The following is a 20,870-nucleotide window of genomic DNA, read 5'->3' on the forward strand; positions in this document are numbered from 1 at the left end:
GCATTAATCAACGCGCGCAATCCAGTATTTCAGTACTGAACCTTAATGATAGTTCTATCATATTTCATGAACCCAATGCGCTCACCCAATACCGTTATCAAACCTTGCATGTAGGAAAACAACCAAAAGCTGAAGAGCCTCAACCGCTGGAAAATCAAGGTTCTAATGGGGGATCTAATGGGGCAGCAGTCTACACTGCAACAGGAAAGGCAGAGATCCATTTGAATAGCAAATGGAGTGATGGAGAAGAAACTGCTGATCAAAAAACTGACCGTCTTCTCGTTCATGGTAATGTATCAGGCACGACAACAATCCATTTTAACAGCCTTTTAAACAGTCGAAATACACAAACTGAAGGTTCCATTCCCTTAAACACACGTGGACTCTCGCTCGTTCAAGTTTCTGGTAAAGCAGAAGAAAGTTCCTTCAAACTTGCAAATGGCTACACTACAATGGGGGGCATGCCTTACAAATATACGCTAAATGCCTATGGACCAACAGCAAGCCGTGGAAAGGCAAATAGCGCACAAAACCTCTTAGGAGAAAATGAGAATTTTTGGGATTTCCGTTTGCAGAGTGCTACCCTTGATCCTGAAGCAAAAATCAGGGCTCTCGTACCACAAGTGGCAAACTATTTGGTCATGCCTAGCGCTCTCTTCTCCGCTGGGTTCGCTGATGTGAACAATCAAAATATATTGTTAGACAATATGCGAACATCAGCAGTCGAACTAGAAATGAGTAAAAATAAAGGTATCTTCTTCTCTTCTTATGGCAAAAAGAGCACATTCTCTTCTAGCCGCAAGCCATTGCAATATGGTTATGGAGCTAATATTCGCTATGCTGCCTTGCAAACAGGCGTAACATTAGCAGCAATAGAAGAGCAAGATATCGTTACAAATTTTGGTCTTTTGGGCACATATGGAAAACTTGGCTTTACTCCAAAGGATATGGAAGGCTCTAAAGAAAGTACACTGGATAAATTTTCCCTTGCCGCCTATGGGAGCCTCCACCATGACAGTGGCATATATGTCAATGCACTCTTCTCCTATGGAGCTCTGAAGGGAAATATTACCACAGCTCTCATTGGAAACACTGCAAACATAGATCATACAAAAACATGGGGCGCATCTGCTACCATTGGACAGAGATTGGCAACCGGTGTTGAAGGACTGGTCTTTGAACCACAAGCACAGCTTGTTTATCAACGTCTCATGCTTGGTAGTTTCTCAGATGTCGACGGCTTTGAGGTGAATATGGGCAATCCTCATCAATGGTTAGGACGTGTCGGTGGACGTTTAACACAAATGCTAATACCTGCTGACAAAGACTATGCTCTCTCGCTCTATGGGAAACTGAATGTCATGAAAGCTTTTGGGGATAAGGGCAAAATACAAATTGGTGATACTTTCCATCTAGATTCTACAGAATCTTCCATTGAAGGTGGATTTGGTGTGAATGCACAATTGTCTCAAAATATCGCTCTTCATGGCGATGTGAGTTATCAACAAAAACTCCAAAGAGCTGGACTCTCTGGAATAAATGTTTCCGGTGGAATTCGTTATAGTTTTTAAAAATCTTTGATTTCTATTTTTAAAACATATAAGCGGCGCTGAAAAACAAACAGCGCCGCTTAGCTTTTCTGAATTACAAAAAATGTAAGGTATAACAGACACTTTCAATGTAAAGGTGGCGCATTGCACTAGCTTTACATGTTAAAATCTGAATTTCTTCATCAAAACTTTCTTGCCTCTTTTATCAATAAAAAAGAAAAGCAGTAAAAAAGCTTGGAGCAGTAATGGACAACCCAATCCTAATGTTAAACGTGTAGAGAACACCACTTCCTCTACACCAAAAGTAACCCCTAACACATCACCAGAAGCACAGGTAAATTTACCCTCAAAAATTGATACGACGAGCCAAACTTCCGCTGATAGTAAAAAACCATCTAAACTTACGGATAATAAAAAAATGTAACTCTCTCTCATGCCCCTATTAATCCTGAAGAAAAAACCAAAATGCTCATGCCACAAATGGCAAGCTTTTTACTATCTTTTTGCTGTTGGATTTTCTGATATAAACAATCAAAACATAGTATTAGACAATATGCATATAACAATGTTTGAACCAAAAGAGTATTCGATAAATGGTCACTCACAGCATATGGAAACGTCCAACATGATAGTGGAATATACGCAAATATGTTCCTCTCTTACGGAATTTTCAAAGAAAATATCAGCACCACTCTCATAAGAAATACTAACAATAACCCAAAAACAGTAAGTGCCTCTGCCACCGTTGGTCAGAAATTACCCCTCAATTTTGAAGGGCTCATCCTTGAACCCCAAGCACAACTTTCCTATCAATATATCATGCTTGGCATCCTCCCAGATACCGATAGCTTCAAAACTAATATGAGCAATCTTCATCAAGGAATGCAGCGTATTGGTGGTCGTTTAACACAAAACAAAGGTCATGCTGTTTCCTTCTACAGCAAATTATACGTTGTCGAGACTTTTGGTCATAAGAGTGCCATAGAAATGGGTAAGAGTTTCCAATTTGCTTCTATGGGAACTGCAATTGAAGGTGGTTTTGGCGTTCATGCACACTTATCACAAAAAATTGCGCTTCATGGTGATGTTAGTTATCAACATAAACTCAGAAAAGCTGAACTCTCTGGAATGAACGTTTCCGCGGGAATGCGCTACCGTTTTTAAAATAATTTAATTCACATCTTGAAATATAGACAGCGCTACATATGTTTCTTTTTGTAATTTAAAAAAGAAACATAATGAGTTAAAAAATTTATTTTTTTAAGAGAGGGGGGAGCAGATATTTAGGAATATATCTCATGAAAAAAAGCTTCTTGCTCTGCACACTTTCTGGAATTCTTTTTTGCTCTTCCAGCCTAACCTATGCCCTCTCTGTAACGACTTCACCATCAATTGTAAGATATCTTTCTACATACTCTCCTTCTAATAGCTCAATCACTCCATCTGAAGTGGATGGATATCCAATCACAACACCTTCAATGACAAAACCTGCAGTTACTATTACAACTACTGTAATACCTAACCCTACAGGAACCGGAACTTCAAGGAATGGACCAGCAGAATTAGGGCACAGTACAATATCTACATATGGAGGAGAAACAACAAATCCTCCAACTTTACCAAACACATCTGAAACGCTTACAAACTCTGAACCATCCGCAGTTTCTTCTAGAGGGCGTGGAAGGATTTCACCTCAAGATCATAAAGAAGAAACCTCACCTAAAAATACAGAAACTGATAGGGCTCCTAGCACTGGACCAGAGCTTCAATTTGCTCGGATAGGTACAGAAAGTTCAAATACTGAATCTAACTCCAGAGAAAATGTAGAACACTATCCACCTGAAAATCCTGTACTCTCAGGAAATGAGAGAGAAACTGCAGAGGCAGGACCAGCGAAATCTAGAAGACGCCAAGGTGCCTCTTCTTCTTCCACAGGTCCTGTCACTGGAGAGAAACCACCAAGTCCTTCTATGCCTCCACAATCAAGACCTGAAGAACCAGTGCTTGCACAGCCAGAATCTGCAAAACCAGCACCCGAGAAACCGATATCTGCACAGGAAATGCCTAAAAAACCTGAGCTTGAAAAACCAGTACAAGGTGAGGATAAACGATCTGGTATTGTGGTTGAAGATGGTGAAACTGTAACTCTGCGTGATGTTAACGTTTATGATAAATATTTTGCTGTCTATGTAACGGGGGAAAATTCAGTAGCTGAAATACGAGGAGGAACAGTTACAGCAGATTTTGTTGCACTGAGTACAACAGATGGGGGAACTATTGATGCTTCCAATATTGTTGCGACAGCAGAAACAGCTGGTTTGGTAAGCAGCGATGGTACAATAAAGCTTAAAGATTCGACCGTATATGTTACGGGACTTTATAAAGCTAATGGTATCGTTCTCAAAGATACTCTCTCTTACGTGTTAGAAAACCAAGATATACGCAATGTTGAAGGAAAAGCTGATGCTGCCCCAAAAGAGCAAAACATTGCGAACAGAATAATATTGGATAATACGAAGCTTTCCGTTGAAAATGGCATTGGCATTGGTGTTTATGGGACACACATAAACAACGAAATCGACCTCAAAAATTCAGAAATTCGTGCTGATGTTTTACTAAAAAGTGAAACTGCCACTTCCCTTCTGTTAACGGCAAATCATTCTCTTTTAGAAGGGCGGGTAAGAATATCAGAAGAGAGCAAAATAGTTTTTGATCTCACAAACGGCTCAAAATGGCTTTTAAAAGCGAATAAAAACGCGATGAATGATGATAAAGAGCCTGCTGATTATGCACAGTTTGGCAGTGATAGAAAGTCACACTCTAACCTTTCTACACTCAAGCTCACAGACAGTATGGTTGTGTTTGAAAAGCCAACAGAGGGAAAATACCAGACTTTGTTGATAGGTTCTCTCCCGCAACAAGGAGATGAAGATTCCAATGCACCAGTAGTTTATAGTGCAAAAGGTGTTCCAGAGATTTATTTGAACTCTGAATGGAGTAATTCTTCTCCAATAGCAGAACAAAAAACTGATCGCGTTATAATTCATGGTGATGTTGAGGGGAATACCATGGTTCATATTAACCTTTTGAAAAAGGAGAAAAAAATAACCGAGAGCAGTTCTGCTTGGGGAGAACACATGGTTTCTCTTCCTTTAGAGACGCATGGGGTTTCACTCATTCAAGTTTCGGGGAAAGCGGATGAAAACTCCTTTAAGTTAGCGGGGGACTATATGACGATGGATGGTTTGCCTTATAAGTACGTACTCACTGCCTATGCACCAGGAACGTCTCATGAGAACCAAAATCTTTTGGGGAAGAATGATCGGAATTTCTGGGATTTCCGATTGCAGAATGCCTACCTTGATAAGGATAAGAAAGTGAGGGCACTTTTACCACAGGTAGCAAATTATTTGGTCATGCCCAATGCGTTGTTTTCTGCTGGATTTGCTGATGTAAATAATCAAAATGTGCTGTTAGATAATATGCGTACAGCAGTGTTTGAAGAAGAGAAGAATAAAAAGAACGGCATCTTCTTGTCCTCCTATGGTGAAAAAGTAACCTTATCTTCCAACCGTGATCCCCTACACTATGGCTATGGTGCTGATGTAAACTATACTGGGCTGCAACTCGGTGTAGTATTGGCCACACTAGAAGGTGAAGATATCAGTACGCATTTTGGACTTTTAGGAACATACGGAAAACTTGCCTTTACTCCAAAGGATATGGAAGATTCTGAAAAGACAACACTGGATAAATGGTCACTCACGGCTTATAGCGGCATCCAACACAGCAATGGTCTCTATGTAAATGCACTTCTTTCCTACGGAACACTAAAAGGAAATATTACCACAGCTCTTGTGGGAAATGCTGCGAAATTGGATGGTACTGAAACATTAAACATATCTGCTACCGTTGGTCAAAAAATAACAACCGGTACAAAGGGGCTAATGTTTGAGCCACAAGCGCAATTCATTTATCAAAATCTTATCTTCGATGTCCTGTCAGATGCCAATGGTTTAAAAGTTGATATGGGCAATCCACGTCAATGGTTGCTCCGTATGGGTGGACGTTTGACACAAACTCTCACCAGCGAAGAAGAAGCCAATGCTTTTTCCGTTTATGGCAAGTTGAACATACTCAAAGCTTTTGCTGATGCTGAAACGATAAAAATTGCTGACACATTCTATCTTGATCCTACCGGCTCTGCAATTGAAGGAGGTATTGGTGTGAATGCCACCCTCTCCCAAAATATTGCACTCCATGGTGATATTAGCTATCGGCATAAACTCCAAAAAGCTGGTGTCTCTGGAACCAATTTTTCTGGTGGAATAAGTTATCGTTTTTAAACAAAACGAGTGTTAATTTAAAAAAGGCAGCACACTGTGCTGCTTTTTTTTGATTAAATTCTCTTTTTCAAAAAAATCTTATAAAAATCAGGGGGAAATCCTCAAACAACAAAAATGAAATTACACACTCTCTCTGTAAAATCATTCTTTCAATAGACAAGATATTGATTTACAGTGATAATTTATTGTTTTATCTGTTGAATGAGAATCCAAAACACTGTAAGATTCTCTCCTTTCAATCATGTTTATGTTAAATCAATCAACACACCATCCAGCTTGCGCGTTACAATCGGAAATAGCGTGTGAATAAGAATTATAAAAAAGAGTAAAAATGCTTCTTATGAATTGTCTAAACGCAAGTGCTTCCCCAACATTGAGTACTAGGAAAGAGAGTAAAGAATAGGTTTTTTATATTGGACCAATCCCAAAATACATCAATTCCCAATTGCATCAATTATTGTGAAAATAAAAGAAACCGAATGTAAAATACCTAATAAAGATTAAAACATACACCTGCTTAACAAAAGCATACATCACATCATTATTTTAACCACCCTAAATCTATGGAATTGATTAAAACTCGATCAAGGGGTTTCTTTTGTACGAGCAGCACCCCCCTGCATAGATTGCGAAAGATCGTTGACTGCATCCAAATGCGTTTGAAGCAATTCGCTATTACGATGTAATTTTTCCTGCAAATCCGACAACAAGCTTTCAACCTCATTCTCAATATCTTCATTCATGTAGCGTTTTATATCGCTTATAGCTTTATTAAGGTCACGCAAGCCACGTATTTTACATAAATTTATTTCTTCATAATCTGGAACACTACTGCTCTCTAGCATATTGCTTTCATAATCGACCACTTGTGCCAATCCTTTAACAGCAGCTACAAATTTTGTCATCGCCCAATCACGATCAATAAGATTATTATCAAAGACGTTTGCTCTTGATGCAAAACTATCATCACCATATTGCACTACAGACATTCTTATATTCCCCTTCAATCATATTGTTCAATCTTGCTCACAAATAAGGGAGATTAAACAGCTTTTCTTTAACGCTGATACACTCAATTGAGTTCATTGTGCAAAATTTCTCCGACAAAAAGCACGATAATCCTTAAAAGCGCATACCACTTCAATTTTCAACGCATTCTACGAAATGTTTTTTCTTTGCTCCAAAACCACCATTAGCACGATATCAATTTGTTAAAACACTGCACATCCTCAACCAAATTGGTGAATATCAGAAGTCTCTAAATTTATTGCACCTTTTTTTGATGAACAACGACAATGCCTTAATATAGACAAAATTTGGTGTATATAATGAAATGAGATATTTGAAAATTTCAATATTTTATCCTCCATAGTCTTTGACTTTGCTGAGGTGTTATGCTTTTTATTTTTACATAAAATTAGCACACATTTGCCCAGCAAAGATTTAATTTTTACGTGCTGTGCTACTCATACCCACAGCATCTTGCACAAAATGCAAGAAAAACACCTTCTGAACATAACCATGCGATAATATCAAAAAGATAACTTACAATAATCAATGATTACCCTTTTTTAATTATCATTCGCTTTTCTTTGCTGTAAGTGACTATATAGGATTTTCTTAACCCTTTCAAGAGTTTCTAAAACGCACCATTTTATAATCTTTTAACCCCAACACCCCCTTAAAATAGCCCTATACTGACACTTTCAGTATTTTATTTACAATGCTCTTTCTTGTAAATCATTTCGCTCAATAACACATTGCGTGCTTATGTACACCACTGCTGTACACTCACTTAATACCTAAAAGAAAAAGCATAGATTCCCTTTGCAAAATAAAGATTCTGCTGTGAACTCTCCATTTATTCTCGACACTTAAGATGAAACTATATTGTTGTTCTTCTCTTTTACTGATCATATTTGATCTTTTCTTCATAAAAAGCAGCTTTAGCTGATCTCGTTACGGTGCAACATCACTCACAAAGCTTGTATAAAAGAGTTTTTGCCACACGAAACCAGCACATAAAAAAACAAATGAATACACAACAAAGAAACATTGTTTCACGCCTCACGGTGCTAGAACACCTCAAATGCTTATAAAACATAAGAAGACTTTTATCATCTTCCACTCTTGTTTAAAGAGCAGAACACTCTCCTAAACTTTGTTGACTTTTAATGAGGTGTATGCGTGTAAGGAGCTTGTACTGATATTTCAAATGCAAAGCGGTTTTCTTGTATAAGAACTATCCTCTTACATCTCAAAGAAAGAAAACCTCCGCAAAAGTAGGAGGTTTTCCATTTATTGAAATAAACGTTCTTTGTGTTCAAGCCCAAATTTACTCTTTCTTGAAAGAGAGCAAAAAATACGATTGTCACAATTGCTTTTGTTTATGCACTGCTTTCCTGTACTTTTTCTAACTTAAGAGATCTTAAACAAGAGTCTTTTAACCTCCCAAAAGAAGCTGTCTCCCCGCTCTTACTGCATTCTCACAATTTTGAGATGTATGCATAGATGTCCCACCTAAGTAACACTTCTTTTCCCATTCGAGGCGTAATTTTTTATCTTTCTTAAATTCTTTTTCTCTACAGTTCTCCGCTACCAAAACTAATAAGACCGGTACAAAGAAGAAAGTTACCATACATAAATATTTTTTTATAATTTAATTATTCTTTTGTTGTTTCTGAGCTTCATCATCCTTTTTAATATTTTCACGAAGTTCTTTTGCAAGATTTTTATAATGTTCTTGAAAAAGTTCCATATCGGCTTGCACAACGTTTTGACAATTTTTGGATGTCTCTAGAGAAGATAGTCCCATCTTCTCACATTTTTTCCCCCATTCTTCCATCAATTTTTTATCTTTTTTAAATTCTGCTACGCTATAGGTTTTTTCGCAACCAGCAGCAACAATTCCAGTACAAAGAAGCAATGCTGTTATAACGGCTTTTTTCATAAATAATTTCCCCTTCTGTTTTTCAGATTTAAAAAATTTGAGTACTGTTTTGAGTACCTCATTAAAAGTTCCCTAAGAACTTGTTCAGTGTTTTTACAATTTTGAAAATGAATTTTATGGATTTCCCCCTGCTTGGCGCATAATTTTCCATCTTTCTTCAATTCCAGCTATAGTTTCTTCACCACCAGAAACAATAAGTCTAGCGCTAAGAGTGATGCTATTATAATGGCTTTGTGAGAGAATAAATTTTGGAAAATAGGCTTCCCATAAACGGATTGCTTATTTTTAGCACGGAAATTCCCCCCTATATTTTATTCAATTTCATAGAATAAATCCGCTACATAGCTGAAAAAAAACATACGCGCTAGTGTTTAATTGCAATATTTTCTTTTTTTAGAGTGAAATAAACAAAAATAATCTCTTACTTAAGATCCTTATCAACAAAATTCTATAAAGCAAATCGGTCTACCTGTTCAGGTGCTATACAACGAACAAGCCGTGCTCCTTTAAAAAAGTATAACAACTTTAGAGAAATGCTGGAGAAGAACACGATTCATATCCAATTGTATAATATTGAACCCTGTAAAACAGGGCAATTTGTCTCACGTAATGAAATAAATCTTGCAAATCAAAGGAGAAAGATCAATCAAAGCAAAAGAAACGTATTATCGTATATCATTTTTTACATTTTTCCGTATTTCTGTGAAAGCAATTCACGCACCTCGTCTGCTATTTTTGTTCCACGACTTGCACAACTCATCTTGATCGAACGATGCAGACTTTCCGGCACATCAATAGTGAGACGTTTCATACCTTCCTCCATGCTTCCTTTGCGGCTTTCTACCCATGCATCAGCTGTTAAAGGAATTGATTGATTGGTTGGTTTTGTGCCAATCTTAATTTTTTTATTCCCAGTCTTAATTATTTCGTTCATTTTGCTAACTCCTTGACTTCCGCTGCAACAGCTTCAATCTCTGCTGCTGCGGGTCCTTGCTTATCGACTTCATAAACGGCCTTTCCCTGTGCCACGGCTTCTGCAAAAATCACACGCTGCGCAACGCTAGAAGAAAGGACATGCACTGGATACCCTCCAAGGGCTTCGCCCACATCACGCCCTATCGCTGTGTTGACTATCCTACGATTAATAACAAAAGCAGATTTCAGATTTTCTTTATAGACGCGTGCTTCATCAATAAGCTTTACAATTCCATCAGCCGCCCAAATATCATATGGACTAGGCTGCACCGGAATAAGCACAAAATCTGAAGCCATAAGAGCACTACGAGCAAGATCAGTTACACGTGGAGGACCATCGATAACAATATGATCATAAGTATGACCAATCTGTGTAATCTCCTTGTGAATCGTTGCACGCGGCAAACCGACTACTGAAAACAAAGGGGCATCTTCACGAGCAGCCGCCCAATCCAATGCACTCCCTTGTGGATCACCATCAATAAGCAATACACGTGCTCCAGCTCGTGCAAAACTAGCCGCAAGATTCACGCTTAACGTAGTTTTTCCAACCCCACCCTTTTGATTCAAGAGTCCAATGATCATTATTTACGCCTTTCAGCTTTAACGTTTTCACGATTATACAGAAAGTAACAAAGCAGGCAAGTATCTGGCACATTTAAAACATTCCCCTCTTCTCTTTTGCAGCTATAAAAGCGACAGCCATATACCAAAAATTTACAGCACTCTTACCCTTTTCCATACCACTCCTATTGATCAAAAAGAAAAAGAGAATATTTGCTTGAGAATCTATAGTTTTAAATCCACGGCACCGCATTGTTCAAAAATACCGTTCATGGAAAACCTAGCTGCTATAGCACAATCCCAAAAAGTTGAAAAAAACTTTAGCGCCCCTTCTTTTGTTTCAACAAGAGCATCAGAAAAATCCATTTTTCCCAAAAAACAGTCCTCCTCAAAGAGGATTATGCAACAGGTCAACACCATAATCAGAACAAAAGATCCATCATAAAAGCAATGAATATATTCTTAAAGATAGAGATGTCTTGCAAACTTAAGTCATTTTTTCTAGCGAGGTCTATTTTTCTCGACAGCAGCAGCATTTCTGTTAAGTATTGACTCAAAAAATCTCATCCTCATCATGCCCTTTTGGAAATCAAACATGAGAACATCATGAAAATACCTGATCGGAGATAAACAAAGATGAATTTGCAAGAAATTGAAAACTTACAGCAAATTGCCCCTGATATTTTTATCAGCGCCCAAATCACTATTGAAAACATTAAAACATTAGTACAAGCTGGTTTTAAAACGATTATTTGTAATCGCCCCGATCAAGAAGACCCCAATCAACCTGATTTTTCCATCATTAAAGCAGCAGCACACCAATATGGTATAAAAGCCTATCATATTCCTATCGTGCCACCGACCATAAAAAAATCAGAGATTGAAACCATGAAAACAATCTTAAAGACGGACTCTACACCTCTTCTCGCCTATTGCCGCCATGGAACACGTTCCATACATCTTTATCGTTTAGCCTGTCTCTCATCATGAGTCTTAACGGATCATAAAGAAATAAGCAGTATTTTTTGAATGATAAAGCCATTTTAATTTTATAAGCTTACGAAAAAGACAATGCTTAAATCCGATCATCAGATATTTGATTCTCCCTCCCAACAACGAAAAATGCATATATTCCATGATGTCTTAGAGTATATTTTTTTAATCACAGTCAGTTTAAGTGCCACTTTTGCTGCTCTCCTATCCTTTTCAGATAAACTTAGAGCGTATTTTTAAAAGTCAGTATCTTGTCTAACTGCGAACATGGTTGTACTGCCGCTAAAATTTCTTTTGCTGCTTTTTCATCACGTTGCATTTGTGCAATCAAAGCTTCAAGTCCATCAAATTTCTCTTGCCCTCGCAAGAACTTTACGAAAGAAACAGTGCAGCTTTCTCCATAAAGGTCACCGTTAAAATCAAACAAATAAGTTTCCAGAAGCGGCGCGCCATTTTTCACAACTGTTGGGCGACAACCAAAGCTTGCAACTCCGTCATACAAAACACCATTAGCACGACGCAATCGTACCGCATAAACACCATGCGCCAAACCGGCTTGAGGAGGTAAGATCTGATTAGCGGTAGGAAAGCCCAAAAGGCGGCCAAGTTTTTCACCCTCAACAATATTGGAGCGCACCCGATAATGATAGCCTAACAAATGGGCTGCCATTTCCACCTGACCTTGTGAAAGCAGGTTACGAATAGCGCTAGAGGAAATAATCAACTGTTGTTGATCTTGTCTGCTAGAGATGCAAGGAATTTGCACAACCTCAAATCCGTATTTTTTTCCCCTTTGACAAAGAAGGTGTGAATTTCCACTTTTCTGATGACCAAATTGAAAATTTTCGCCCGTTACCACGACCGAAACATCAAAGGCTTGTTTTAAAATCACATGAATAAATTCATCTGCTAAAAGAGCAGAAAAATCTGCATCAAACGGTTGTTCAATCACCCCATTAAAGCCAAGGATTTTAAAAATTTCAGCTTTTTCATGAGCTTCTGTCAAACGATCAACGGGAGCAGAAGGGCAAAAAAAACTCCTTGGATGCGGTTCAAAGGTTAAAACAACAGCGGGTTTATTTTTTACACGCGCCAAATCAAGCGCTTTTTGGAGCACGACCTGATGTCCACAATGAACACCATCAAAATTTCCAAGTGCCAATACGGCTCCCCGCCAAGCCAAAGGAAACATATTTGTCCCCTGAAGACGCAAAAAATCAGACATTACTGAAGAGCCCACATAATTGCTTGTGGCTGATAGCCATGACGTTCAATAAAAGAGTGCAAAGCCTGTTTATCCACCATACCGTTTTGCATATAGTCATAACGGTGAATACCGCCCATGATATAAAGCACATCAAGACCAAAATGGACAGCACCTTTAACATCGGTCAAAAGACCGTCGCCAATAGCTAAAATCTGACTTTTTTTCATTGTTCCACGTATTTTTTGAAGTTTTTCAAAGGCACATTCATAAATGGGCGCATGGGGTTTTCCGGCAATACGTACCTCCCCTCCCAATTGTTGATAAAGACGTGCCAATGCACCAGCGCACCAAAATTCCTGATTTCCATAATGGACAATCACATCAGGATTGGCACAAATGAAAGGCAAATTCCGCGCACGCATACGATGAAGCATCTCCTCATAAGCAGAAGGTTCTTCCTCAAGATCCTCAAGAAAGCCACTGCAAACCACAGCAGAAGCTTCCCATTCTTCAACGAGTTCACAGTCTAATCCTTCAAATAACACCGCATCGCGTTGTTGACCAATAAAAAAAATTTTACGTGGTGCAGCACGAATAAGATCGCGTGTCACATCTCCTGAAGTAATAATGGCATCATAATAATCGCTATGAACATTCATGCTTTGCAATTGAGCAACAACATCTTCCCACCGTCGAGGTGAATTGGTCAAAAGAATGACATTTTTTCCCATCTGTCGAATTTTGTGCAACACTTTCAATGCTGGTTCAAATGCGTGCACACCATTGTGCACAACACCCCAAACATCGCAAAAAACAGCATCGTAACGCGCTATAATAGTATCAATATGGGTAAGTTCGTTCATGTCGCACCTGCTTATACGTTTGTCATTTATCAAACTGTCTTTTACTTAAAAACGACTTATCGAAAAACTATTCTTCTGTCATCTGCTTTCTCAACACTGTATTTTTCCCACATTAAACTTTGCATCGCATCTATAGATCATGAGAAATGATAAAATAAAGAACTTATCGTTAAATGATGCAAAATTCTTAAAATTTCTCAGCATAAAAGACTATAGTTCTACTACACTCTTTCTTTGAGTAAAAACTTGAATTCTAAAAATTATTCTATTGATACAGTTTCTTCTCTGAAACACGCGAGTTTTTAAAAATGAACAAAGAAATATTGGAATGAAAAAACTGTTCAAAAGAAAAAGTTCCACATCTCTAAGTGCAAACACACTTAAGCGCACACCGAACAGACAATATATGTCATTGCTTATAATACGTCATTGCTTATACAATGCGTGGGCTTTAAAGCCTAAAAGCATGCTATAGATTGCATGGAAAGCATTTCATATTTTAGGTTTCATGATATTCTTATGAAATAGCCAAAAATGTTTAAAGCACAAATCTTTCTTTGTATTTTAAAGAGTTGAGGCCTCGTTTGCTTTCTTAGTTTTTTCATAATCTTTAAAAATCAAGTGGATTATGAACGCCCTTTTTTCTTCTCCACTCTTGTGAGAAATCAAATTGGTGAAATTACAATCTTCGTTTTACTTTTTGGCTTGCAAATTGTAAGTTTGTGTAATCTGCTAAAGAAAAAGAACGCAAATAAAGCATCCCCTGCTCTTCATTGTACTCCTTCACTAAAAAATAACAGTTGCATGTTTTGTTTTTGTTATATAGTTGAAAACGTGCTTTCATATCAAAAAACTATGCACATTGCGTTGAGGAATGAGGGGGGGGGAACGAATGGGTGACTTAATTGCTCATCGTGATAATGAAGAAAAAATTTCAAATGAAGCACAAGAAACCCTACCCACTACGCGCACTCAAAAATATGGAGTATTGAAATACGGGCTCTTCATTTTTCTGTTGGATATTCGTGGTCTGGTTAAAGGCATATTAAGAATCATAAAAAAAATAAGTTTTTTCATGCTATTTTGGGGCCTTATAGTTTACTTAGCATTCTTTCCCCCAGAGTTTAAAGTATTAGAAGCTAAAATAGCGTTCACAATCTTATCAATTATATGGACCATTCTAGGTTTTGGCGCTATGTTTCTCAGTTTTTTTTATGACAGACTCTTACTGCATTTAGCACCACCTGATATTGACCTGACGCTCTTTGAGTAATGTTCGCAAGAGAGTGCCCATCTCCACAGAGCTTATGCATAACACGGTTAACTAAAAAGCGGTTAGCCATGTTGACATTTCACTTGCTTTCTTGATTTTCTCATAATCTTTAAGGATCAAGTGGATTATGAACACCCTTTTTTCTCCACTCTTGTGAGAAATCAAATTGGTGAGATTACAGTCTACGTAAAATAAATTGCCATGTTTTACCGGACACAACAATCTATAAGCGGATATTCTGAACAATCTTCTTTCTTGTATCCCCCCAACTATGGGGATGTGATCATTTTAAAAACACGATCCTCTTGTTCTCCACAGCTGAATAGACTGGTTTTCCTCATAGATTTGTGTCAACAATGGCTCTTTGTTTCAACAATAGCCCTAGAAATAATTCTAAACGCAAAGTTGTTTTGAGAATGGAAATATCTTGAAAGGGATATGCAATCCGTTTACCTCTCTGAAAAACAGAGATAAAAATTCACATACCTTCTTTCTATTTGCCCTTTGATTCATTTCAATTCGCTTTATAAAATTCTCGAGACAAATATCAGGGTAATATCTTCATAAATCTAATCAAAAGTTAGCAAAGGGATTGTAAGATCCATTGTCCCGCCTCCATTGTGAAGGTTCGGTGAATTCACTCGACCAAAGTCCAATTTTGTTATTGCGTGCTGTTTCTTCAGCAATACGATACTGTATAGGAAGGGGATTCTTATTCTCTTTTGAAAGCACAAACATACCCTCTGCAAGACCTACTTCAGCGAGATCAACTCCTTCGATAAAACATTGTGCATAAGAAATACTATTGTGCATAAGAGCCTGCTTACAGGATAAATTCTGACCAAGTGTTTTAGTGACCAGCCAAGCTGTTGTAACTGCACCACAAGGCCATTCTTGATCGTTCAATTTTGCTTTTTGACGCGGTGCACAAGTATCCACACCATATAAGTGAACAATACGCGTGATATGTTTACGCCAAGACTGTGCAACAGGAGTGAACAACTTAAATGTAACACCACTGGTAACCAACACCTTACCCTGAAAAACAGCCCCATTGTTTAGTAGAACATTCTTTTGCAAATGAAGAGCCGGTTCACTTTTTGTTAAATGCTGCTTGTTGAGAGCTTCCATCGGTTTTTTTTCTTCCAAATGCGCATCAACAATATCTTGCCCAGATATTACTGGACCAGTAATATCTGACCCAGTAATATCTGACATTGTAAATATTTTGAGAATGCTCAAATCTACTTTATCTTTATATTGATTTATCCCCCATAATAGAGAACCGATAATGTAAACAACAACGATGAATTGAAAGCGCACGCGCTTAATATACTCGCTCAAAAAATTCATCATTTCTCTGCCCTTTCATACTTTTACCAATAACCTTCTTCATTCTTGAATGAGAAATTTTAAAGAAGGCCTGTTGCAAATTAACTATGCCAAGATATGCAACTTAAAATTGCCATTTTTATGTAGAACAATCTTAAGATGAAAATATCTCTTAAGAAAAGCATGTTGAGAGTGTGTAGGAACCACTTTCAAAGCTTTTAGAAAGGAGGAGCGAAGTGATTGAGGTTGTCAGCCGTAAAATAATGAGGCTCTTCGGAAGAGATGGAAGTCTGTAGATAAAGAATTCTTTTAAAGAGAGGCAAAATGACAAACAATATATCCAAGAACATAGTGTTTATCGCCATTATGGTGCTCTTAACAGCGCTCGTTGTAACAAATCCTGCTTATGCCGCTACTGCGAGCGGTCTAGGAAAACTTGAGGGTGTTTTAGATGCTATTGTTACGATGATGACGGGAAAAACAGCAAAGCTTATTGCCATTATATGTGTTGCTGCTGTGGGCATTGGTTGGATGTACGGCTTTATTGATTTGCGTAAAGCAGCTTATTGTATTCTCGGCATTGGGATTGTTTTTGGGGCGCCCGCTCTCGTTGGTCAATTAACGGGCATAACCAATTAACAGGTACAACAGAAATGAACGAAGATACTCTTTTCCTTGCCTGTACACGCCCCGCTATGTTTGCAGGTGTCACAATGGAAGCGATGGCTCTCAATATCATGGCGACAACTATTCTCTTCATTTTGACGAGTAGTTTTTCCATGATGGGTCTAGGTTTTGGAATGCATTTTGTTTTGCGTGAAGTAACAAAATATGACCACAACCAATTTCGCGTATTATTTTCTTGGTTGAATACCCGAGGGAAACAAAAAAACCTTAAAAGATGGGGAGGAGGATCGACTTCCCCCTTGCGCCTTATCCGTACTTATAAGGAACTCATGCAGTGAAACAGACGTCAATCATGAAACGGGAAACTTTTGTTGAAGACTATATTCCCTATATACGCCATGTTAACCAGTATGTCATTGCATTAAATTCGCGTTGTTTAATGACAGTGATCGCTGTTGAGGGGGTAAATTTTGACACTGTAGATATTGATCAATTAAATTCCTTACATAATCAATTAAACACGCTCTTAAAAAATATTGCCGACGAACGTGTTGCTTTGTATTCTCACATCATTCGTCGTCGCGAAACGATCTATCCAAAAGGTCACTTTCTTTCATCTTTTGCAGCAACATTAGATGAAAAATACAAAAAGAAAATGGTTTCGCAAGAGCTTTATAGAAATGATCTGTTTGTTTCACTGCTCTGGAATCCGGCATCAGATAAGACAGAACAATTGTCTTCATTTTTCCAGCGCTTGAGCAAAGCGAAGAAAACACAATCTGAACCGGATGAGGAAGCCATTCGTAAAATCGAAGAATTAAGTCAAGATTTTATACAAGGTTTGGAAATTTACGGCGCACGCCTTTTGTCAATTTATGAACATGAGGGCATTTTATTTTCTGAACAAAGTGAATTTCTACACCAGCTGGTGGGAGGAAGACGTGAACGTATCCCTCTCACATTTGGGACCATTGCCTCAACGATTTACTCAGATCGTGTGATTTTTGGGAGAGAAATTATCGAAATTCGCCATGAAAGTAATGAGCGCTTTGTTGGCATATTTGGGTGGAAAGAATATCCCTCTAAAACACGTCCTGGTATGACCGATGAATTGCTTACAGCACCATTCGAATTCATATTAACACAATCCTTTGTCTTTAAGAGTAAAGCGGCAGCCGGTACCATTATGAGCCGCAAACAAAATCAAATGATTAATGCAGCAGATCGTGCTAGCTCACAAATTGATGCCCTTGATGAAGCACTTGATGACTTAGAGTCAAATCGTTTTGTTTTAGGTGAGCATCATCTCTCTCTCGCTGTTTTTGCCGATCATCCTAAAATATTATCTGACAATCTTTCAAAAGCCCGTTCGCTTTTAACCAATGGTGGTGCAGTAATTGCCAGAGAAGATTTAGGATTGGAAGCGGCATGGTGGGCACAATTGCCCGGAAATTTTAGCTATCGTGCACGTTCTGGAGCCATTACCAGTAGAAATTTTGCAGCTTTATCGCCCTTCCATTCCTTTCCGATTGGTAAACGTGAAGGCAATGTTTGGGGATCTGCTGTCGCATTGTTAAAAACGCAAGCCAGTTCCCCCTATTATTTTAATTTTCATTATGGTGACCTTGGCAACACCTTCGTTTGTGGTCCATCGGGATCTGGTAAAACGGTCATTGTTAATTTTCTTCTCGCCCAATTACAAAAACACAATCCCACCATGGTCTTTTTCGACAAAGATCAGGGCGCAGAGATTTTTGTGCGGGCTGGAGGTGGAAAATATAAACCTTTAAAAAATGGATCCCCTACTGGCATTTCTCCTTTAAAAGGCATGGAATACACTGAAAAAAATAAAGTCTTTCTTCGTAATTGGGTCTTGAAGCTTGTTACAACTGAAGGGCAAAGTGTGACAGAACAAGAGCGACAAGATATTGCCAAAGCCATTGATTCCTTAGAAAGTTTGCCCCTTGCACAACGCTCTCTTGGCGCTCTTCAACTGTTTTTTGATAACACATCAAAAGAGGGGATTGCCATACGCCTACAACCTTGGATTAAAGGCAATGCCTTAGGCTGGGTTTTTGATAATGATCAAGATGATCTTAATTTAGACGCACAATTTATTGGTTATGACATGACCGATTTCTTAGACAATGAAGAAATTCGGCGTCCCTTGATGATGTATCTTTTTCACCGCATTCTTGATCTGATTGATGGACGGCGCATTATTATTGTCATTGATGAATTCTGGAAAGCGTTGGAAGACGATTCATTCAAAGCGTTTGCGCAAGACCGTCTCAAAACAATCCGGAAACAAAATGGCATGATGCTGTTCGCAACACAAAGTCCGAAAGATGCTTTAAACTCAACAATCGCACATACGATTATTGAGCAATGCCCTACCCAAATATTTTTTCCAAATCAAAAAGCAAATTACAACGATTATGTTGAAGATTTCAAACTAACTGAACGAGAATTTGAACTGATACAATCGGAATTAAGCAGAGAATCCCGTCGTTTTCTTATCAAACAAGGACAAAATTCTGTTGTTACAGAACTTAACTTACGTGGAATGGACGATGAGATCGCCGTCTTAAGCGGCACCACCAAGAATATTGAACTCATGAACCAAATTATCAACGAATATGGAACAGACCCCGATACGTGGCTGCCCATCTTTTATCAAAGGAGAGAAAATCAATGAAAAAATATAGCCTCGTCACATTGTTATCTTTGTCTTTTATCTCTCATGCAATGGCAGAAACTGTAGATGCTGTAGATACTGTAGATGCTGATGAATATTATAAACAAGCATTAGAGAGCACACAAAAATTAAACACTGTCAGATCAGAAACAGCCGGAACTATTCTTGATCATGCAACGAAAACTACAAAAAAAATTCAGGAAATAAATAATAAACTTACACAAGAAAAAGAAAAAGAAAAACCTGATCCAGAAAAATTGCAAACTCTTCAAATAGAATTAACTATGCTTCAGGCACAACTTCAAGCGGACTCTTTAAAACTCCAATCCTTGAACATGATTCAAGCAAAAGATAGCAAAACACAAGACGAAGTCCGTGAAGAACAGATAAAAAAGGAGCACGAAGAAATTGCAAAAAAATTAAAAGAACAACTTGGGAAATCTAATGTCCCATCATTACTTGGAACGCTTAATGACTGATTTTAGTTCTGCCCCCTTTGAAAGTGTTTCTGGATATATTTTAAAACCACTCAACCAGGCAATGGACATGACCGTGGATAATTTGTCTGCTGCTATTTCAGCACCGCTGAATCTTGCCTCGATCATTTTCATCTTTCTCTATGGCTATAATGTCATGACGGGTCGTGTTGCCCTTTCCACGCATAGTCTTCTCAACAATGTGGTTAAAATTGTCATTGTAACGACAATGGCAACGAATGCAAATACATTTAATATCTATGTTAAAGATATTTTTTTCGATAATTTAGCAAACGCCATTGGCAATGCATTCAACGACAATAAGACTGGCTCTAATGTCTTTGATTATATTTTGTTACAAGCAGCTTCTCGTTATCAAGAAGTCTTAGCTAAAGCGTGGTTCCTCGAGAAAATTTTGGTTGGCATTCTTGGCTTTTTAATGATTTGCGCTGTTATTGTCTTTTGTATAGGCGGTTTCATTGTCCAAATGTTTGCAAAAGTTGCACTTGTGATGATTATAGGTCTCGGGCCACTCTTTATTAGTTTGTATTTATTCAATGCAACCCGAAAATTTACCGATGCATGGATTACAACGCTCGTTAATTTTACCATTTTGCAAGTTCTGGTGATCATGTTGGGAACGATTATGTGCAAAATTATTGTGCACGTTCTCAGTGGATCCTATGCTTCCATCTATATTCTTTTTCCCCCTGTCGTTGTCATCTCGATAATAGGTGCCATTCTCTTCCGCGCACTTCCTGGTATTGCCTCTGCACTTGCTTCTGGAGGCCCATACTTTAACGCTGGGATGTCGTCAGGTGGTCAGATTATCACAATGCTTTCCGGTGGAGCGAAAGCTGGTGGGAATGCTGCTAAAAGTGCTGCTTCAAAACTCTCTGGTGCAGCAAATGTAGCAAGTGCAGCAGCCAAAACCGCAAGAACGGGAGTTCAAGGCCGTGGTCGATTTTAACGTGAGACACTTTTTAAAAAGAACAAAAAATTTTATTTTTACCTTG

Annotated in this window: 19 protein-coding genes; 10 read left to right on the top strand and 9 right to left on the bottom strand. The window is 38.2% G+C overall.

Going from position 1 to position 20,870, the window contains the following annotated elements; genetic code table 11:
• The coding region (locus ME1_RS07370) for an autotransporter outer membrane beta-barrel domain-containing protein (protein WP_035011825.1) at positions 1-1,571 on the top strand (1,571 nt) is incomplete at its 5' end.
• Positions 1,572-1,712: 141 nt separating this feature from the next.
• Here ME1_RS07370 and ME1_RS07375 read toward each other — a convergent pair.
• Positions 1,713-1,985 carry a hypothetical protein gene (locus tag ME1_RS07375; RefSeq protein ID WP_004865012.1) on the bottom strand — a complete coding sequence of 91 codons (273 nt, stop codon included), beginning with the start codon at positions 1,983-1,985 and terminating at the stop codon, positions 1,713-1,715.
• Positions 1,986-2,198: 213 nt separating this feature from the next.
• Between ME1_RS07375 and ME1_RS07380 the strand changes: the two genes are divergently transcribed.
• Together ME1_RS07380 and ME1_RS07385 are read left to right on the top strand one after the other, a co-directional pair.
• The gene (locus ME1_RS07380; RefSeq protein ID WP_004865013.1) at positions 2,199-2,714 is read left to right on the top strand and encodes an autotransporter outer membrane beta-barrel domain-containing protein; all 516 of its coding nucleotides are present in this window, start codon (positions 2,199-2,201) and stop codon (positions 2,712-2,714) included.
• 134 nt (positions 2,715-2,848) lie between these two features.
• A complete protein-coding gene (locus ME1_RS07385) occupies positions 2,849-5,896 on the top strand; it encodes an autotransporter outer membrane beta-barrel domain-containing protein (protein WP_004865014.1) in 3,048 nt (1,015 codons plus the stop codon).
• Between the two features lie 584 nt (positions 5,897-6,480).
• Here the strand turns inward: ME1_RS07385 and ME1_RS07390 are convergent.
• The 5 genes from ME1_RS07390 to ME1_RS08015 all read right to left on the bottom strand — a co-directional run bounded on the left by ME1_RS07390 (position 6,481) and on the right by ME1_RS08015 (position 10,760).
• Complete coding sequence (locus ME1_RS07390) at positions 6,481-6,885, bottom strand: hypothetical protein (protein WP_004865015.1); 405 nt, start codon at positions 6,883-6,885, stop codon at positions 6,481-6,483.
• Between the two features lie 1,670 nt (positions 6,886-8,555).
• Positions 8,556-8,846 carry an EexN family lipoprotein gene (locus ME1_RS07400; protein WP_004865017.1) on the bottom strand — a complete coding sequence of 97 codons (291 nt, stop codon included), beginning with the start codon at positions 8,844-8,846 and terminating at the stop codon, positions 8,556-8,558.
• Between the two features lie 682 nt (positions 8,847-9,528).
• On the bottom strand, positions 9,529-9,780 hold the full coding sequence (locus ME1_RS07405) for a hypothetical protein (RefSeq protein ID WP_004865018.1): 252 nt from the start codon (positions 9,778-9,780) through the stop codon (positions 9,529-9,531).
• Positions 9,777-10,406 (bottom strand): ParA family partition ATPase, encoded by a 630-nt coding sequence (gene parA / locus ME1_RS07410; RefSeq protein ID WP_004865019.1) that lies wholly within the window; start codon positions 10,404-10,406, stop codon positions 9,777-9,779. Before parA ends, ME1_RS07405 begins: the two co-directional genes overlap by 4 nt.
• Before the next feature lie 204 nt (positions 10,407-10,610).
• Positions 10,611-10,760 (bottom strand): hypothetical protein, encoded by a 150-nt coding sequence (locus tag ME1_RS08015; protein WP_155815163.1) that lies wholly within the window; start codon positions 10,758-10,760, stop codon positions 10,611-10,613.
• 261 nt (positions 10,761-11,021) lie between these two features.
• Between ME1_RS08015 and ME1_RS07415 the strand changes: the two genes are divergently transcribed.
• Positions 11,022-11,375, top strand: a complete 354-nt coding sequence (locus ME1_RS07415; RefSeq protein WP_004865020.1) for a protein tyrosine phosphatase family protein — start codon at positions 11,022-11,024, stop codon at positions 11,373-11,375.
• Between the two features lie 226 nt (positions 11,376-11,601).
• Here ME1_RS07415 and ME1_RS07420 read toward each other — a convergent pair whose 3' ends face one another.
• Together ME1_RS07420 and ME1_RS07425 are read right to left on the bottom strand one after the other, a co-directional pair.
• Positions 11,602-12,603, bottom strand: coding sequence for a bifunctional riboflavin kinase/FAD synthetase (locus tag ME1_RS07420; protein ID WP_004865021.1), 1,002 nt, complete (start codon positions 12,601-12,603; stop codon positions 11,602-11,604).
• A complete protein-coding gene (locus ME1_RS07425) occupies positions 12,603-13,448 on the bottom strand; it encodes a TIGR01459 family HAD-type hydrolase (RefSeq protein ID WP_004865022.1) in 846 nt (281 codons plus the stop codon). Before ME1_RS07425 ends, ME1_RS07420 begins: the two co-directional genes overlap by 1 nt.
• Before the next feature lie 892 nt (positions 13,449-14,340).
• Between ME1_RS07425 and ME1_RS07430 the strand changes: the two genes are divergently transcribed.
• Positions 14,341-14,721, top strand: a complete 381-nt coding sequence (locus ME1_RS07430; protein WP_004865023.1) for a hypothetical protein — start codon at positions 14,341-14,343, stop codon at positions 14,719-14,721.
• Positions 14,722-15,294: 573 nt separating this feature from the next.
• Here ME1_RS07430 and ME1_RS07435 read toward each other — a convergent pair.
• On the bottom strand, positions 15,295-16,074 hold the full coding sequence (locus tag ME1_RS07435; protein WP_035011840.1) for a hypothetical protein: 780 nt from the start codon (positions 16,072-16,074) through the stop codon (positions 15,295-15,297).
• Between the two features lie 303 nt (positions 16,075-16,377).
• Between ME1_RS07435 and ME1_RS07440 the strand changes: the two genes are divergently transcribed.
• The 5 genes from ME1_RS07440 to ME1_RS07460 are packed head-to-tail and all read left to right on the top strand — an operon-like array spanning position 16,378 to position 20,824.
• Entirely contained in the window at positions 16,378-16,692 is a 315-nt protein-coding gene (locus ME1_RS07440) for a TrbC/VirB2 family protein (protein WP_004865025.1), read from the top strand.
• A gap of 14 nt (positions 16,693-16,706) precedes the next feature.
• Positions 16,707-17,018, top strand: a complete 312-nt coding sequence (locus tag ME1_RS07445) for a VirB3 family type IV secretion system protein (RefSeq protein WP_004865026.1) — start codon at positions 16,707-16,709, stop codon at positions 17,016-17,018.
• Positions 17,019-17,032: 14 nt separating this feature from the next.
• A complete protein-coding gene (locus ME1_RS07450) occupies positions 17,033-19,378 on the top strand; it encodes a VirB4 family type IV secretion/conjugal transfer ATPase (protein WP_196793140.1) in 2,346 nt (781 codons plus the stop codon).
• On the top strand, positions 19,375-19,857 hold the full coding sequence (locus ME1_RS07455) for a hypothetical protein (protein WP_004865028.1): 483 nt from the start codon (positions 19,375-19,377) through the stop codon (positions 19,855-19,857). Before ME1_RS07450 ends, ME1_RS07455 begins: the two co-directional genes overlap by 4 nt.
• Positions 19,850-20,824 carry a TrbL/VirB6 family protein gene (locus ME1_RS07460; RefSeq protein ID WP_035011828.1) on the top strand — a complete coding sequence of 325 codons (975 nt, stop codon included), beginning with the start codon at positions 19,850-19,852 and terminating at the stop codon, positions 20,822-20,824. The genes ME1_RS07455 and ME1_RS07460 overlap by 8 nt, the downstream gene beginning before the upstream one ends.
• The last annotated feature ends 46 nt before the right edge of the window (positions 20,825-20,870 follow it).

The sequence above is a fragment of the Bartonella vinsonii subsp. arupensis OK-94-513 genome (genome assembly GCF_000278235.1).
In the GTDB taxonomy this organism is placed as follows: domain Bacteria; phylum Pseudomonadota; class Alphaproteobacteria; order Rhizobiales; family Rhizobiaceae; genus Bartonella; species Bartonella arupensis.